Genomic DNA, 15,461 nt, shown 5'->3' with positions numbered 1-15,461 from the left:
CACATTCATCCGAAGGTCAGGTTGTTGGGCCGCAGTTCCATCCATTCGAACGTCACCGGGCGCCAGTTGATGTTCGCCCTCACGCCGTACAGCTCGTAGGGCCGGTAGAGCGGAAAGCCCGGCGCCTCGTCGTCGAAGATGTCCAGCGCGCGCTGGAAGGCCGCCGTGCGCTCGGGGCTGTCGGGCGAGGTCTTGATCGTGTCCAGCAGGCTGTTGAACTCGTCGGGCGCCTTCCAGCCGTAATTGGCCTGCACGTTCGAGGTCGGCCCCCAGTCGGTGGTCAGCGGTGCGACCGGATCGGGCAGGGGAAATCCGTTGGACCAGTTGCGCGTCATCAGGCCTTCGCCGGTAACCTGGCCCCAGTTCTCCATGATCACCAGCTCGACGTTCAGCCCGGCCTCCTGCCACCATTGCTGCATGACCTGGGCCGCGGCGACCGAATTGACGTAATAGTCGTTGAGCGTGCGGAAGGTGATCGTCTCGCCGCTGTATCCCGCTTCGGACAGCAGCTGTTTCGCCGTGTCGATCTGCTGGGCATAGGCCGGGCGGGCGGCATCATAGGCCGCACCCTGCGAGGGCATCTGGAAACCGTTGGTCACGCCGGCCTTGCCCTTCCACAGCGCCGTGTTCAGCGTGTCGCGGTCGACGCAGAGCGACATGGCCTTGCGGATGCGCTTGTCCGACAGGATGTTGTCGACCTGGTTGTGCACGATCAGGTGGGTGTTCTCGATCGTCGCGCCCCGGGCATCGACATCGTCGTAGCGGGCCAGCAGGTCCAGGTCGTCCGGCGACAGCGCACAGGCGAAATCGTATTCGCCCGAGATCAGGCCAGCCACGCGGGTGGCGGTTTCGGGCACGACGACAAAGGTGATGGTGCGCGCCGTCGGGCGGCCGCGATAGTAATCGTCGTTGGCTTCCAGCACGATCCGGTCGCCCCGGATGAACTCGCGCATCTTGTAGGGCCCGGTGCCGATGGGCGCCTGGCCGAACCCGTCCAGCCCCATGTCGCGGAACGGCCCCTCGGGCACGACCCAGCCGATCCAGGATGCCAGCCGCTTTTCCATGGCGTAATCGGGCCCGGCGGTGACAAATTCGACGGTCCGGTCATCCAGCGCCGTGACCTCGACGAGGTCGGGCCGGAAATAGGCAGCGCGCGGGGTCATCGGCTCGGCCCCGAACATGCGGTCCTCGCCGAAGGAAAACGCCACGTCCTGCGCGGTGACCCGTTCGCCGTTGTGGAACAGCACGTCGTCGCGGATCGTCACGCGCACACGCTGCGGGTCCAGCCGTTCGATGCCGGTGGCGATGGCCGGCTGGATGCGGTTGCCGCTGCCCTCGGGATTGCCGAGGTAGTCGCGGTAGAACAGCGTGTCGAACATGGCGTTGACCACGCGCATGCCGACATTCGAAATCGCCTGGATCGGCTCGAAATTGTCGACCAGCGCCTGCACGGCGATGGTCACGTCGGGGCGGTCGGACTGGGCCAGGGCGGGCAGGCCAAGGGCGGCGCCGGCGGCAAGGGCGCCACCGCCGGCCAGCACGGCACGGCGGTTGGGAAGCAGAAGGCGGGTCATCGGGGTCTCCGTTGTGGCAACAGGGGCGGGCCGGATGGGCGGCGGGCGTGGCCGGGTGGCCCGGGCATGGCGCCGACAAGCACCCCGGGCCATGACATTTCGGTGACGGGCCGCGGAGGAAGGGCCGGGTTTTATGAAACCTTTACGCACAGCCGGTAAGAGTGCGGCGCTGTGACGGGGCCGGGGTGCGACGTGCAAAGCGATGGGGGCAAGCGATCAGACGAAGGCCGCGCCGGCTGGCGCGACTGGCTTGGCCATTTCCGCCACGAGATTCGCGAAGGCCGCATCCTGCCGGGCAGCCGTCTGCCCTCGCTGGCCGAGTTGCAGGCGGATTACGGGCTGACCCGGTTCGGTGCCCGCAAGCTGATCGACACCATGCGCGAGGAAGGGCTGGCCCAGAGCTGGCACGGCCGGGGCAGCTATGTGGCCGAGCGCCCGATCCATTACCGCATCTCGCCGCTGACCCGGTTCAGCGCCAATGCCAGCCGCGAGGGGCGGACCAGCCGGGCCGACCTGCTGGACCGGGGCGAGCGCAAGGCCCAGGGCCGGGTGGCCCGCATGCTGGGCGTGGCGCCGGGCACCCGGCTGCCTTACGCGGTGCTTCTGGGCTATCTCGACGACCGGCCGGCGGTGCTGGCCCGGCACAGTTTCGCCCCCGACCTGGGCGGCGACATCCTGGCCGTGCTGGACCATTGCCAGGGCAGCATCGGCCGGGCGCTGGCGGATGTGGGCCATGCCGAGTTCCGCCGCACGACCACCCTGATCGAAGCCCGCCTGCCGACCCGCCACGAGGCGCTGACCCTGGACGTGCCACCGTCGCAGCCTGTCCTGGTGACCACGGCCCTGAACGTTGCCGCCGGCCAGGATCGCAAGCTGGAATTGTCCCAGGCGGTGGCCCGGGCCGACCTGATCGCCTTCGAAGTGCCCGACAGCGGGGCCTGAGGTCCATGGCCCGCTTTGCGGGCAGATGCCCGGCAGATGATCAATAGCCGCCTTGTTGGGCGTCACACTGGCGCAAATATGCCTAATTTGTGGGCGGTATCCCGTATGGGGGCGGCCCAACGCGGCGGGCGGGCTTTCGCGGGCGAGCCATGCGGTCGACACAGGAGGCCAAGGGAGGAACCAACCTTGGTGCAAGGAACGTTCCGGTGAAACAACTTCTGCTGGCCCTCGTCACGGGCCTTGTGTCGGGTCTTGTCCTTTCGGCCCGGCCGGCCTTGGCCGAGCCTCACACGATCTTCCTGATGGATGTCTCGGGCAGCATGGAATTCCCCGTGGCCGGGGCCAAGCGCATCGACCTGGCGAAATCGGCCCTGCTGGGCACCCTGGCCACCGGGCGCTATCCGGGGGCTGAACTGATCATGTGGAACACCGGCAAGCAGCGCGAGGATTACGGCGACGGGGCCAAGCTGGCCGGCGAGGTCATGGCCGCGCCGCAGGGCGACAGCGGGTCCTACCTGGGCTCGGCCTTTCTCAGCATCCGCGACGCGGGGTACCGCTGTTCCCATGTTGTCTTCGTCACCGACGAATATCCCGACGATGCCCATGCCTTTCGCCAGGCCATCACCGCCCTGACCGGGCCGCACGGGCTGAACGCGGTAACCGTCTACGTGGTGAACCATGCCGAGAGCTATTATTACGCCGACCGCTTCGCCGCGGTCAGCGACAGCCGGCGCTACCGGGTGATCGACGGCAACCGCCATGGGTCGCTGGCCGATTACCTGCAGGCCAACCCGGTGACCGACACCTGCGGCACGCTGTCGTGACGGGTCGGCCCGGCCGGGCTTGATCGCGGCGGCCGGGCGGGCGACACAGGAGCACGATGGATCAGCAGGGGAAGGCCGGACGTGGGCGAAGCGGTGACGATTGCGCGGATGGGGCCGGAGGATCTGGCCCTGGCGCTGGACTGGGCGGCGGCCGAGGGCTGGAACCCGGGGCTGGACGACGGGCGGGCCTTTCTGGCGGCCGATCCCCACGGGTTCTTCACGGCCCGGGTCGGAGGCCGGCCGGTGGCGGCGATCTCGGTGGTGAACCACGGGCCGGGCGATGCCTTCCTGGGGCTCTACATCTGCCATCCCGACCTGCGCGGCCAGGGCATCGGCCTGCGGCTGTGGCGCGAGGCGCTGCAGCATGCCGGCGACCGGTCGGTCGGGCTGGACGGGGTGCCGGCGCAGGAAGCCAATTACGAACGGTCGGGCTTTGTCCGCGTGGGCGCCAGCCTGCGCCACGAAGGCCGGGTCGAAGGCCGCCAGACCGCCGGGCTGCGCCGGGCCGGGGCGGCGGATGTCGCCGCGCTGGTGGCGCTGGATGGTGCGGCCAACGGCTATGCCCGGCCGGCCTTCCTGGGCGAATGGGTGGCCCCGCGCGAGGGCCTGCGCGAGACGATCGTGATGGAGCGTGACGGAGAGATTGCCGGCTTTGCCACCTGGCGGGCCTGCCGGGCGGGCACCAAGATCGGGCCGGTCATCGCGCCCGACACCGGCGCGGCGCTGGCGCTGATCGGCGAGATCGCGGCGCAGCGGCCCGACGGCCCGCTGATCATCGACCTGCCCGAGGCCAACACCGCCCTGCGCGGCGAACTGGAACGCGCCGGGTTCCAGGTGCCCTTTGCCACCGCGCGCATGTTTCGCGGGCGGGTGCCGCAGACCGGGCCGGACCTGCAGGCCATCGGGACGATGGAACTGGGCTAGCCGTCGCTTGAGCGTCTTGCCGGGCCCTTGCCGTCGGTCCGGGGGAAATCGACCAGCCCTTCGGGGCGGGGCGCATCTGGATCAAGGCGGGGATCGGGGCCGGAGGAGCGGGCGGGAAAGCGCAGCTCGTCGGTGATCGCCGCGCGCAGGCGGGGATGCAGCCCGCCGCAGCCCAGGCCCCGGGCGCGACTGTCGGCGGCCAGCAGATCGGCCAGCAGGCGGCTCATGTCACGGCCCCGTCACCGGCGGAGGCCGCCGGACGGGCGGGCAGGGCAATGGCCAGCAGGTCCAGCGCCGAGAGCACGGCCTCGGTCTTGTGGCCTTCGCACAGGATCAGCACATCGACCAGCGCCCGGCCGGTATCGCCCCGGCGCAGAGCGGCCACGGCGCGGACCAGCCGGCATTCCTCTTCGGTGACAATGGCCGCGCAGCTGGCGCAATCGGCGGTGCTGAAGGCAAAGACCGATTGCCGGGCCGAGCGGATCGTGTCCAGCGCGCCGAGCAGGCGGCCGACGATCAGCGGGCCATCGCAGGCCGCGTCGCAGCGGTGGCCGGCCGGGCCGTAGAGCGCGGTGGCCCGGTCCATGGCGGCGCTCAGGGGGACGTCCTGCGGTTCGGCGAAGCTCTGGAACAGGTGGCGGGCGGCGGTCAGGAGGGTGACTTCGGCCGCGTCGAAATCCAGCCCGGCCAGCGCCCGATCGCGGCCCGAGGGCCGGCGCCCGCAATCCAGCGGGCCGGCCGGGCGGGGCAGGGCGCGGCGCGGTTGGTCGGAGCTGCCGGCGCGGCGGTCGGCCGGGGCGCGCAGCATGTGGCGGTAGGGATCGCGGGTGATCCTGTGGTCCGGTTCGGTCATCTCGTCCCCTTGTTGGCAACGCGGGCGGGCCCGCGCGGGAATGGGTGAAGACCTGGCTGACCGGTCGGGGCCACTGGGTGACCTGTATCTGACTCTTTCTGTCGGAAATTTCAAGAGGCCCGGACAAGGCGCCGCACCCGGCGGGCGCGCCCTTGCCGGTCGGCCCTGCGGGACCGGCCGGCGCGGCGATCACGCGCTGAACGGGCGGGGATCAGGACGCGATGAGGAAATCGCGCAGATCGGCGTCGAACCGGGCCTGGCAGGTCAGGTTCAGCGCATGGCCGCCCTGGGGATATTCGATCAGCCGGGCGCCGTGGATGGAGGCCTTCAGCCGGTGCGACTGGGCCACGTCGACAAGGGCATCGTCGGTCGAGCAGAGCAGCAGCACCTGCGTGGCCCCGTCGCCGTCACCGGACGGCCAGTCGCCCAGCCGGAAATCGCGCAACGCGCCGATCCGGGCGGCCAGGTTGGCCGCGCCCTGGAAATGGGCCGCGGCATGGGCTTCTTCGGCGGCGATCTTCTCGGGATGGGCGGCGATCCAGAACGGCGGGTAGAGGAAATTCTGCTGCAGCGCGACAAAGGCCTCCAGCCCCTGGCCGGCCAGGGTGTTCAGCCTGATGTCGAAACAGCGCGCGGTGTGGGCGTCGATCTCGGGCCAGGCATTGATGGCCACCAGCCGGTCAAGGCGGTTGTCCGGCCGGCAGGCCAGGTCAAGGCCCACCAGCCCGCCCAGGGCATGGCCCACCAGGTCGAACCGGTCGATCCCGGCGTCATCGCAGATGGCCAGCACGTCATCGGCCATGGCCGCGATGCTGGTCGTCCCGCCCAGGTCGCGGGCATTGGCCCCGGTGCCGGCCTGGTCATAGAGCACAAGGTCGACCTCGGCGGACAGGCTTGCGACATGGGGGGCCCAATAGCCCGCCGCCCCGCCCAGGCCGGAGACCAGAACGACGGTGCGGGCGCCCGGGCGCCCGCACCTGAGAAGGTCGTATTTCATCACTTGATGACCGCAACCGTGGCGATTTCGACCAGGGCATCGGGCTTGACCAGCCCGCATTGGATGCAGTAGCGCGCCGGCTTGTCGCCCGGGAAATACTCGGCATAGACCTCGTTGACCGCGCCGTAATTGGCCCAGTCGGTGACGAAGATGTGGTTCATCACCACGTCGTCCATCGTGCCCCCGGCGGTCTCGACGACCGACTTGATGGTTTCCAGTACGTGGCGGGTCTGGGCGCTGGCATCGCCCACGTGGACAACGTTGTTTTCCTTGTCGAAAGGCAGGGTGCCCGAGACATAGACCACGCCGTCGGCCAGCACGCCGGGCAGGTAGGGGGCCAGGGGTTTGCCCGATCCTTCGGGGATGACGGGGGTCTTAGGCATCGATGCTGTCCTTCTGGGTGGTGGTGAGAGCAGTGCAGAAATCCGCCGTGCTGCCGACCCATCCGAAGAAGGTGGCCACGTTGTAGACGGCGGCGTCGCGGACGAATTGCGGCCCGGCATGGTGGGTGGCGTCGTCGAGCATCAGGCAATGGTATTCCAGGTGGAAGGCATCGCGCAGGGTGCTTTCGACACAGACATTGGTGGCGATCCCGGTAAAGACCAGCCGGCGGATCCCGCGCGAACGCAGGGCGCTGTCGAGCATCGAGTTGAAAAAGCCCGAATAGCGCGGCTTGGGGATGACCAGGTCGCCGTCCTGCGGGGTCAGCGCATCGACGATGTCGTAATCCCAGCCGCCCTTTGCCAGCAGCGTGCCCATCAGCTCGGGCTTGCGGCGCATGGTCTTCATGGCGTTGGACTTTGCCAGGTTGGGCGACAGCGGCCCGCCGGCCTCGACATAGCCCGCGTCCCAGCCGTTTTGCAGGAAGGTCACCAGCACACCGGCCTCGCGGCAGGCGGCGATGGCCGTCGAGATGTTGCCGATGCAGCCCTCGGCCCCGGTCAGGTCGAACCCGGCCAGGTCGAGATAGCCGCCCGGGGTGGCATAGGCATTCTGCATGTCCACCACGATCAGGGCGGTGTCGCTGGGGTCGAAATCGAAATTCTCGGGCGCGGCGATGGCCGTCGTCATGCGGAAACCTCCATGGGGATGTGCTGGCGCGTCTTCATCAACGGCTGCACCTTGGCCCCGAAGGTCTCGGTGCCTTCAATGAATTCGTCGAAGGTCAGCAGCACGCCACCGGTTCCGGGCACCTCTGCCACCTCGTCCAGCATCCGCGCGACATTTGCATAGGAACCGACCAGCGTGCCCATGTTGAAATTGACCGCCGAGACCGGGTTGGTCATGTGCCGCACGTTGGTGTCGTCGCCCGAGGTCTTGTCGGCCGCACCCTGCAGGCCCATCCAGTCCAGCGCCTCCTGGTCGGCCCCGGCCTTGTATTTTTCCCACTTGGCAAAGGCCGCCTCGTCGGTCTCGTCGGCGATGACCATGAACAGCACGAAGGACGACACCTCGCGCCCGGTCTTCTCGGTGGCCTTCATCAGCCGCTCGGTGTTGCCGCGGAAGGCCGTGGGCGTGTTGACCCCCATGCCGAAGCAGAAATTGTAATCGGCGAACTCGGCCGAGAATGCCATGCCGGCATCCGACGACCCGGCGCAGATGACCTTCATGTCGGCCTGCGGGCGCGGGCTGAGCCGGCAATCGTTCATGGTGAAATGCTCACCCTTGAAATCGCTCTGGCCGGTCTCCCAGAGCTCGCGCAGCACGGTGGCGTATTCCGACAGGTACTGGTAGCGCGTGCCGAAGAACTCGTCGCCCGGCCACATGCCCATCTGTTCGTATTCGGGTTTCTGCCAGCCGGTCACCAGGTTGACGCCGAACCGGCCGCCGGAAATGCTGTCGATGGTCGAGGCCATCCGCGCCACGATCGCCGGGGGCATGACCAGCGAGGCGGCGGTGGCATAGAGCTTGATCTTGGTCGTGGCCGCGGCCAGCCCGGCCATCAGGGTAAAGCTTTCCAGGTTGTGATCCCAGAACTCGGTCTTGCCGCCGAAGCCCCGCAGCTTGATCATCGAAAGCACGAAGTCGAGCCCGTATTTCTCGGCCGTCTGGGCCACGGTCTTGTTCAGCTCGAACGTGGGCATGTACTGGGGCGAGGTCTCCGAGATCAGCCAGCCGTTGTTGCCGATGGGGATGAATACTCCGATTTCCATGTGTCTGACTTTCCTTGCTGGGGTTTTGACCAGTTAGTCAAATTTTTGCCGGGCGCGAAAAGGGAAGTGACGGGCAGGGCGGGCCGGGGCAGAGGGCTGGGTAAAGCATGGGCGCGCGGCTGCGCGGGCGCCTATGGATTGGGCGCTGTGGAAACGCGGTTTCGGGGTGTGAGGGTGCCGATTGCGGGGATGGGGGCCGGTGCGGGCGGTCCCATGATGCGCCGGGGCCGAGTCGGCCGGGGGTTTTGGGGGCGGGCCTTGGCAGGCCGGGTGCCGATGCGGGGGACGGGATGGACCAGTCGCCGATGGGTCCTGCAGAGCCGGCCGGATGGGCTGGACCCGCCATGAGGGATCGGGGGGCCATGGGAGCCGGACCGAACGCGGTCGACCGGGCGCCGAAGGGCCGATCCCGGCGGATCGCATGAGCTGGGCGAGGCGGGGCGTACGGGCCGTGCGAGCCGGAGCAACCGAACCGCACGTTGGGATTGCACCCGAAGGGCTGTTCCCGATCCCCGGTTGGGCGGCCGTCAGCCCTCGGCGCGGCGGTGGCGGCCGACGGGGATCATCATCGGCCGGCCCGACACCGGGTCGGGCATCATGCGGGCCTGCAGGCCAAAGACCTCCTGCACCATGTCGGCGGTGAGGATCTCGCCGGGCGTGCCGGCGCCGTGGATGCGCCCGCCCGCCATGGCCACCAGGTGATCGGCATAGCGCGCGGCCAGGTTCAGGTCGTGCAGGACCATGACAATCGTCGTGCCCCGGTCGAGGTTGAGATCGACCAGCAGGTCCAGCACCTCGACCTGGTGGTTGATGTCCAGGTAGGTCGTCGGTTCGTCCAGCAGCAGCACGCCGGTCTTCTGGGCCAGGGCCATGGCGATCCAGACCCTCTGGCGCTGGCCGCCCGACAGCTCGTCGACGGCCCGCTCGGCCAGGTCGGCCGTGCCGGTGGCATCCAGGGCCTGGGCCACGGCGGCATCGTCCTCGGCCGTCCAGCGACCCAGCAGGCCCTGGTGGGGATGGCGGCCGCGCCCGACCAGGTCGAGCACGGTGATGCCCTCGGGTGCGGTGGGCGATTGCGGCAGCAGGCCCAGCCGGCGGGCCAGTTGGCGGGCGGGCATGGCATGGACCGACCGCCCGTCCAGCAGCACAGTGCCCGAGGCCGGCACCAGCAGGCGCGACAGGGCGCGCAGCAGGGTGGACTTGCCACAGGCATTGGCCCCGACGATGGCCGTGATCCGGCCCGGCGGAATGTCCAGGCTCAGCCCGTCGAGGATGCGGCTGTCGCGGTAGCCGGCGGCCAGGTCGCGGGCCTCCAGGTGGGCCTGGCCGGCGTCGCGCGGCGCGGCTTGGGGCGGGGTCTGGCCGGTGGCTTCGGGAACGTCCTGGCCAGTGGTCTGACCGGCGTCCCGGGACACGGTCCGGGCATCGGATGCAGAGGGGTGGGCTTGGGTCATCAATGGCCTCCGGTCCGGCTGTCGCGGATGACGAGATAGACAAGGTAGGGCGCGCCCAGCACGCCGGTGACAACTCCCACCGGATAGCGGGCGGGCAGGAGGAACTGGCCGGCGTAATCGGCCAGCAGGACCAGCAGCGCGCCGATCAGCGCGGCGGGGATCAGCGGCGCCCGGCCGCCGCCGGTCAGGCGGGCGGCGATGGGTCCGGACAGGAAGGCCACGAAGGCGATCGGCCCGGTCGCGGCGGTGGCAAAGGCCACCAGCCCGACGGCCGCACAGATCGTCACGACGCGCGTCCGGCCCACGGCCACGCCCAGCCCGGCGGCGGCATCATCGCCCAGCCGCAGCGCATCCAGGTCGCGCGCCCGGGCCAGCAGCAGCCCGCCGCAGACCAGCAGCGCCAGGGCCAGCGGCAGGGCCTGGTCGAGCGTCGCGCCATTGACGCTGCCGGTCATCCAGCGCAGCGCCTCTTGCAGCGACCAGCTGGGCGCCTGGGTCAGGATATAGGCCGTCAGGCTTTGCAACATGGCCGAAATGCCGATGCCCACCAGGATCAGCCGGGCGCCGGCGACGCCCTGGCTCCAGGACAGCAGGTAGATCAGCAGGGCCACGCCCAGCCCGGCGGCCACGGCAATGACCGAGACGGCCGGCCCGCCCTGGCCCAGGATGACGATGGCAAAGACCGCCGCCGCGCTGGCGCCCGAGCTGATGCCGATGATGTCGGGGCTGGCCAGCGGATTGCCCAGCATGGTCTGGAACGACACCCCGCCCAGCCCGAAGCACAGCCCGGCCAGCAGGGCCAGCACGGCCCGGGGCAGGCGCAGCTCGCGCACGGTGAAGGCCGCTCCGGCCACGTCCTCGCCGGCCAGCACGCGCAGCACGGTGCCCGGCGGGGTCAGGCTTTGCCCAAGGATCAGCGCCAGGGCCACGGCCGCGGCGATCAGCCCGGCCAGGATGGCCAGCAGGCGCAGCCGCCGGGCGCGCCGGTCGCGGCGCAGGGCGGCCACGCGGCGGGCGGTGGGGGCAGGCTGGGCAGATGCGGGAGACATGGCAGGGCCGGAGGGCATCACAGGGCGCTCACTTTCTTCCGGCGGACGATCCAGATGAAGACCGGCGCGCCGACAAAGGCCGTGACGATGCCCACGTCCAGCTCGGCCGGGCGGGCGATCAGCCGGCCCAGCACGTCGGCCAGGGTCAGCAGCACGGCGCCGCCAAGCGCCGAGGCCGGCAGGATCCAGCGGTAATCCACGCCCAGGACCAGCCGGGCCAGGTGGGGCACGACCAGCCCGACAAAGCCGATCGGCCCGCAGGCGGCGGTGGCCGCTCCGCACAGCAGCACGGCGCCGAGGGCGGCCATCAGCCGGGCGGCCATGACGTTTTCGCCCAGCCCGGCGGCGGCCTCTTCGCCCAGGGCCAGCAGGTTGAGCCGGCGCGCGGCGGCCAGCGACAGGACCAGCCCGGCGGCCAGGAAGGGCAGGACCGGCAGGATCTGGTCGGTGGTTGCACCGCCGACCCCGCCGACCAGCCAGGATTGCACCAGCCCGGCAATGTCGCCCCGGGGCAGCACGACGGCCGTGGTCAGCGAACTGAGCGCGGCGGTGGTGGCCGCGCCCGACAAGGCCAGCTTGAGCGGCGTCGCCCCGCCCGGGCCGAGCGAGGCGATCAGGTAGACCCCGCAGGCCGTCAGCCCGGCCCCGGCGATGGCCGTCCAGATATACAGCCCGGCGCTGTCGATGCCGAACCAGGCCAGCCCGATGACAACGGCCAGCGCCGCCCCGGCATTGACGCCCAGGATGCCCGGATCGGCCAGCGGATTGCGTGTCAGCCCCTGCATCACCGCCCCGGCCAGGCCAAGGGCGCCCCCGGCCAGGGCGGCCAGGATCGTGCGCGGGATGCGGCTGGCCACGGCGGCCTGGGCCATGGTGTCGACCTGCCCGGACAGGGCGGCCAGGATGTCGCTCCGGGTCACGTCGCGGGCGCCGAAGGTCAGCGACAGCAGCACGGCCAGCCCCATCAGCCCGACCAGGGCCAGCGCCCAGCCCAGCCGGCGGCGCAGCCCCTGGCGGCGCAGCGCGGCGGGGGCCGCCGCAGGGCCCTTTGGGGCCTGTGTCGCATGTCCTGTCATCGGGTTGGTCCGCTGTCCTGCCCGGGCCGGGCGCCGGGGCCGCCGGTCATCGCCCGGGGCCGGCCGCCGGGTCCGCTCAATCCGCGCCGGCCTCGGCCGCGGCGGCCAGGGCGGCGACGTAATCGTCCAGCACCCAGGGTATGCCCAGCGGCGTGGGATGGGCGGCCGTGCCCTGCGGGTCGTTCTGCAACAGCACGATCGACTGGCGCGAGATCGCGCCCATCCGCCGGGTCAGCAGGTGGGTCGACAGCCGGTCGATCAGGGTCTGGGTGCCATAGGTCACCACGATGTCGACATCGTTGAGATCGTCGATGCGCTCGGCACTGATCTCGCCGGCAAAGCGCCCCGTGGCCGAGGCCTCGATCACCGCCCCGGGCGATTGGAGGCCCAGGTCGTGGAAGAACCGCACCCGGGTGTCATTGTCGGTGTAAAAGCTGATCCGGCTGAGATCGCGCGGATCGAGATGGGTAACAAACAGCGCCGTCTTGCCCTGCAGCACCGGATGGGCCGCGGCGGCCGCGGCAATCCGGGCGTCCAGATCGGCGATCAGCGCCTCGCCTTCGGCCACCATGCCCATGCCCGCGCTGTTCATGCGGATCATCTCGCGCCATTCGGTTGTCCAGGGCTGGCCGGGATAGGCCACGACCGGGGCGATCTTGCTGAGGATGTCGTAATCCGACTGGCTGAGCCCGGAATGTGCGGCCAGGATCACGTCGGGCCGGGTGGCGGCGACAGCCTCGAAATCGATGCCGTCGCCCTCGTCGAACAGTGGCGGCACCTCGGCGCCCAGCTCGTCCAGCCGGGCCTTGACCCAGGGCATCAGCCCGTCGCCGTCGTCATCGCCGAAATTGGCCGCCGCAAAGCCCACGGGCACCACCCCCAGCGCCAGCGGCACCTCGTGGTTGGCCCAGTTCACCGTCACCACCCGCTGCGGCTTTTCGGTCAGCACCGTCGTGCCGAAGGCATGGGAAATCTCGATCGGGTAGACCTGGGCGGGCGCGGCGGCCGTGGCGGGCGCGGGATCGTCGGCCAGGGCCGGGCCGGCGGCCAGCGAGGCCAGGCCAAGCGCCAGCAGGGCGCGGCGGGAGAGGAACGGGAAAGCCGGCATGTCAGGTCTCCGTTTGGGCTGGACGGGCGGGGTGGGGCAGGGGTATCGGCAGGATCGAAGCGGGGTCAAGCGATCAGCCCGTATGCAAGGCGCCCGGATCAAGGGCCGGGCGCGCTTTGCGACAGGCGGTGACAAATCCGACAGGATCGTCCAATACGCCGCTTTCGCCGCCTTGCTAGAGAGCCGCGGGCCGAAGACCGCGGCCAGGCCATCAGCGCCCCGCGGCCGGACGCCCCGTTCAAGACCCCGTTCGCGCAGTATGACGCAGGCCCCGCCGGGGCCGATGTCGCCACCGGTTCCAGCCCGATGCCCGAGCCAGGCAGACAGCCAATAACAGACACGACACCGACCTTGGAGCACGAAAGACGTGACAGCACGACCTCATTCCCCCGCCAGACGCAAACGCCGGATCGGGCATCTCAAATCCGGCTGCGCCCTGGTCTGCCTGATGGCGCCCGTCGCCGCCCTGGCGCAGGCGTACGATGAGGTCGTCGAGCTCGATCCGATCTCGGTCGAACAGGCCGAGGCGGTCAGCGATGCCACGACCATCGTGGCCACGACCACGGCGGCCGGCTCGGGCATGCCGACCGACATCCTGAACACGGCCTCGTCGGTCTCGATCATCACCGAGAAGGAAATCGAGCGCCGCGACGCCACGACCGTCGAACAGGTGCTGCAATACACCCCGGGCATCTCCACCGATTACTACGGCCGCGACGACCGGTTCGACTATTTCAAGATCCGCGGCTTCGACGCCTATCTCTACCGCGACGGCCTGCTGGTCGGCGAGAATTTCGGCGGCGTGCGCGAAGAGCCCTATGCCTTTGAACGGGTCGAAGTGCTCAAGGGTGCCAATTCCACGGCCTTCGGCGTGTCCGACCCGGGCGGCGCGGTGAACTTTGTCACCAAGACCCCGACCGGCGAGCGGCTGCGCAACGGCTACCTGACCTACGGCTCGTTCAACCACAAGGAAATCGGTTTCGACATGGGCGACCGCATCGACGAGGCGGGCACGCTGTCGTGGCGGTTCACCGGCAAGATGCAGGATGCCGAGGCCGAGACCGACTATTCCAACGACGACGAGACGTTCTTCATGGGCGGTCTGGCCTGGCGCCCGAGCGCGGCCACCAGCCTGACCATCGTGGCCGATTACCTCTACCGCGACGGTTATCCCAACAGCTCGGGCTATCCCGCCGGGCTGGATTTCGAGCGCGACCTCTTCCTGGGCGAGCCGGATTTCAACTATCTCGACACCGACCGCAAGACGGTCACCGCCAAGTTCGACCATGATTTCGGCAACGGCCTGACCTTCGGTTCGACGGCGCGCTACTCGGACACCAAGAGCGGCTTTGGCTATGTCTTCCTGGGTTCGATCACCTCGCTGGCCGACACCACGGTCAGCCGCTACTATTTCGCGGACGAAGGCTCGACCCGCGATTTCGTGGCCGATGCCCACCTGATGTACGAAACCGCCTTTGGCGCCTTCGAAAGCCGCACCCTGGGCGGGATCGAGTTCCGCGATACCTCGGATGAGAGCAAGCTGTGGTACACGGCGGCGGCCGATATCGACTGGACCAACCCGGTCTATACCGGCGGGCTCGACCTGAACAACACGACGCCCTACCAGCACACGCTGACCGACACCCAGACCCAGTCGGTCTATCTGCAGGAAGAGCTGACCTACGACCGGTTCATCGCCAATCTCGGCCTGCGCCACGACTGGATCCAGATCGAGCAGACCGATTACCTCTATGGCACCCAGGCCTCGGGCGATTACTCGGAAACCACGGGCCGGGTCGGGCTGACCTACCGCATCACCGACGGGCTGTCGGTCTATGGCTCCTACGCGGAATCCGTGGTGCCGGCCTCGGTCGGGATCGAGCCGGAGCGGGGCAAGCAATACGAGATCGGCGTCAAGTATCGCCCGGCGGGCATGCGCGCGCTGTTCACGGCTTCGGTCTATGACCTGACCAAGTTCAACATGACCGTGACCAACCCCAACACGCTGCTGGAAGAGACCATCGGCGAGGCCAACGTCAAGGGCTTCGACCTGGAGGCCAAGGCCGAGCTGACCGACCGGCTGTCGGTCACGGCGGGGTATTCCTATCTCGACAGCGAGATCCTGCAATCCGACAACGGCATCTACGACGGCAACCAGCTGGGGTCGGTGCCGCGCAATTCCGGGTCGGTCTGGGTCGATTACCTGGTGCCGGGGCAGGGTGCATTCGGCGATCTGAACCTGGGCCTGGGCGCGCGCTACACCGGCGAATACTTCCGCGCCGACGACAATGCGTCCAAGACCGATGCGGCGGTGATCTTTGATGCGGCGATCAGCTACAACCTGACCGATCAGACCCAGCTGGCGCTGAACGTGCAGAACCTGCTGGACGAAAAGCACGTGGCCCAGGGCGGGTTCACGACGGATTACTACAACGCCGGCCGCTATGTCAGCCTGACCCTGCGCCACGCTTTCTGAGCGGAGCACATTCAGGGATGAACGCGCCCGT

The 15,461-nt window shown here is 69.2% G+C and carries 15 protein-coding genes; 4 read left to right on the top strand and 11 right to left on the bottom strand.

Annotation, left to right across the window (positions count from 1 at the left end):
* Nucleotides 1-5 precede the first annotated feature (5 nt).
* Nucleotides 6-1,574, bottom strand: coding sequence for an ABC transporter substrate-binding protein (locus tag ACK3BB_RS16770; RefSeq protein ID WP_428925785.1), 1,569 nt, complete (start codon nt 1,572-1,574; stop codon nt 6-8).
* Nucleotides 1,575-1,766: 192 nt separating this feature from the next.
* On the opposite strand from ACK3BB_RS16770, the gene ACK3BB_RS16765 reads away from it, so the two are divergent.
* The 3 genes from ACK3BB_RS16765 (at nt 1,767) to ACK3BB_RS16755 (ending at nt 4,264) form a co-directional block, all read left to right on the top strand.
* Nucleotides 1,767-2,516, top strand: coding sequence for a GntR family transcriptional regulator (locus tag ACK3BB_RS16765; protein WP_428925784.1), 750 nt, complete (start codon nt 1,767-1,769; stop codon nt 2,514-2,516).
* Between the two features lie 206 nt (nt 2,517-2,722).
* Nucleotides 2,723-3,340, top strand: coding sequence for a vWA domain-containing protein (locus tag ACK3BB_RS16760; RefSeq protein ID WP_428925783.1), 618 nt, complete (start codon nt 2,723-2,725; stop codon nt 3,338-3,340).
* An 81-nt stretch (nt 3,341-3,421) separates the two neighbouring features.
* Nucleotides 3,422-4,264: a GNAT family N-acetyltransferase gene (locus ACK3BB_RS16755; protein WP_428925782.1), complete on the top strand. Its 843-nt coding sequence runs from the start codon at nt 3,422-3,424 to the stop codon at nt 4,262-4,264.
* On the opposite strand, the gene ACK3BB_RS16750 is transcribed toward ACK3BB_RS16755, so the two are convergent.
* The 10 genes from ACK3BB_RS16750 to ACK3BB_RS16705 all read right to left on the bottom strand — a co-directional run bounded on the left by ACK3BB_RS16750 (nt 4,261) and on the right by ACK3BB_RS16705 (nt 12,954).
* Entirely contained in the window at nt 4,261-4,491 is a 231-nt protein-coding gene (locus ACK3BB_RS16750; RefSeq protein ID WP_428925781.1) for a hypothetical protein, read from the bottom strand. The genes ACK3BB_RS16755 and ACK3BB_RS16750 overlap by 4 nt on opposite strands.
* Nucleotides 4,488-5,117 (bottom strand): hypothetical protein, encoded by a 630-nt coding sequence (locus ACK3BB_RS16745; RefSeq protein WP_428925780.1) that lies wholly within the window; start codon nt 5,115-5,117, stop codon nt 4,488-4,490. Before ACK3BB_RS16745 ends, ACK3BB_RS16750 begins: the two co-directional genes overlap by 4 nt.
* A gap of 211 nt (nt 5,118-5,328) precedes the next feature.
* Complete coding sequence (rutD, locus tag ACK3BB_RS16740) at nt 5,329-6,114, bottom strand: pyrimidine utilization protein D (RefSeq protein WP_428925779.1); 786 nt, start codon at nt 6,112-6,114, stop codon at nt 5,329-5,331.
* The gene (gene rutC / locus ACK3BB_RS16735; protein ID WP_428925778.1) at nt 6,114-6,497 is read right to left on the bottom strand and encodes a pyrimidine utilization protein C; all 384 of its coding nucleotides are present in this window, start codon (nt 6,495-6,497) and stop codon (nt 6,114-6,116) included. The genes rutD and rutC overlap by 1 nt, the downstream gene beginning before the upstream one ends.
* Nucleotides 6,490-7,185: an isochorismatase family protein gene (locus tag ACK3BB_RS16730; protein WP_428925777.1), complete on the bottom strand. Its 696-nt coding sequence runs from the start codon at nt 7,183-7,185 to the stop codon at nt 6,490-6,492. Before ACK3BB_RS16730 ends, rutC begins: the two co-directional genes overlap by 8 nt.
* Nucleotides 7,182-8,267, bottom strand: a complete 1,086-nt coding sequence (gene rutA / locus ACK3BB_RS16725; RefSeq protein WP_428925776.1) for a pyrimidine utilization protein A — start codon at nt 8,265-8,267, stop codon at nt 7,182-7,184. The genes ACK3BB_RS16730 and rutA overlap by 4 nt, the downstream gene beginning before the upstream one ends.
* A 527-nt stretch (nt 8,268-8,794) precedes the next feature.
* Entirely contained in the window at nt 8,795-9,721 is a 927-nt protein-coding gene (locus tag ACK3BB_RS16720; protein WP_428925775.1) for an ABC transporter ATP-binding protein, read from the bottom strand.
* Nucleotides 9,721-10,770, bottom strand: coding sequence for a FecCD family ABC transporter permease (locus ACK3BB_RS16715; RefSeq protein ID WP_428925774.1), 1,050 nt, complete (start codon nt 10,768-10,770; stop codon nt 9,721-9,723). The genes ACK3BB_RS16720 and ACK3BB_RS16715 overlap by 1 nt, the downstream gene beginning before the upstream one ends.
* Nucleotides 10,771-10,787: 17 nt before the next feature.
* The gene (locus ACK3BB_RS16710; protein WP_428925773.1) at nt 10,788-11,846 is read right to left on the bottom strand and encodes a FecCD family ABC transporter permease; all 1,059 of its coding nucleotides are present in this window, start codon (nt 11,844-11,846) and stop codon (nt 10,788-10,790) included.
* Between the two features lie 76 nt (nt 11,847-11,922).
* Complete coding sequence (locus tag ACK3BB_RS16705) at nt 11,923-12,954, bottom strand: ABC transporter substrate-binding protein (RefSeq protein WP_428925772.1); 1,032 nt, start codon at nt 12,952-12,954, stop codon at nt 11,923-11,925.
* A 448-nt stretch (nt 12,955-13,402) separates the two neighbouring features.
* Between ACK3BB_RS16705 and ACK3BB_RS16700 the strand changes: the two genes are divergently transcribed.
* A complete protein-coding gene (locus tag ACK3BB_RS16700) occupies nt 13,403-15,430 on the top strand; it encodes a TonB-dependent siderophore receptor (RefSeq protein ID WP_428925771.1) in 2,028 nt (675 codons plus the stop codon).
* The last annotated feature ends 31 nt before the right edge of the window (nt 15,431-15,461 follow it).

Source organism: Marinibacterium sp. SX1, assembly GCF_050389775.1.
GTDB lineage: Bacteria > Pseudomonadota > Alphaproteobacteria > Rhodobacterales > Rhodobacteraceae > Marinibacterium.
Note: the sequence above shows the minus strand (reverse complement) of the source record. Positions and strands in the feature narration are given on the sequence as shown.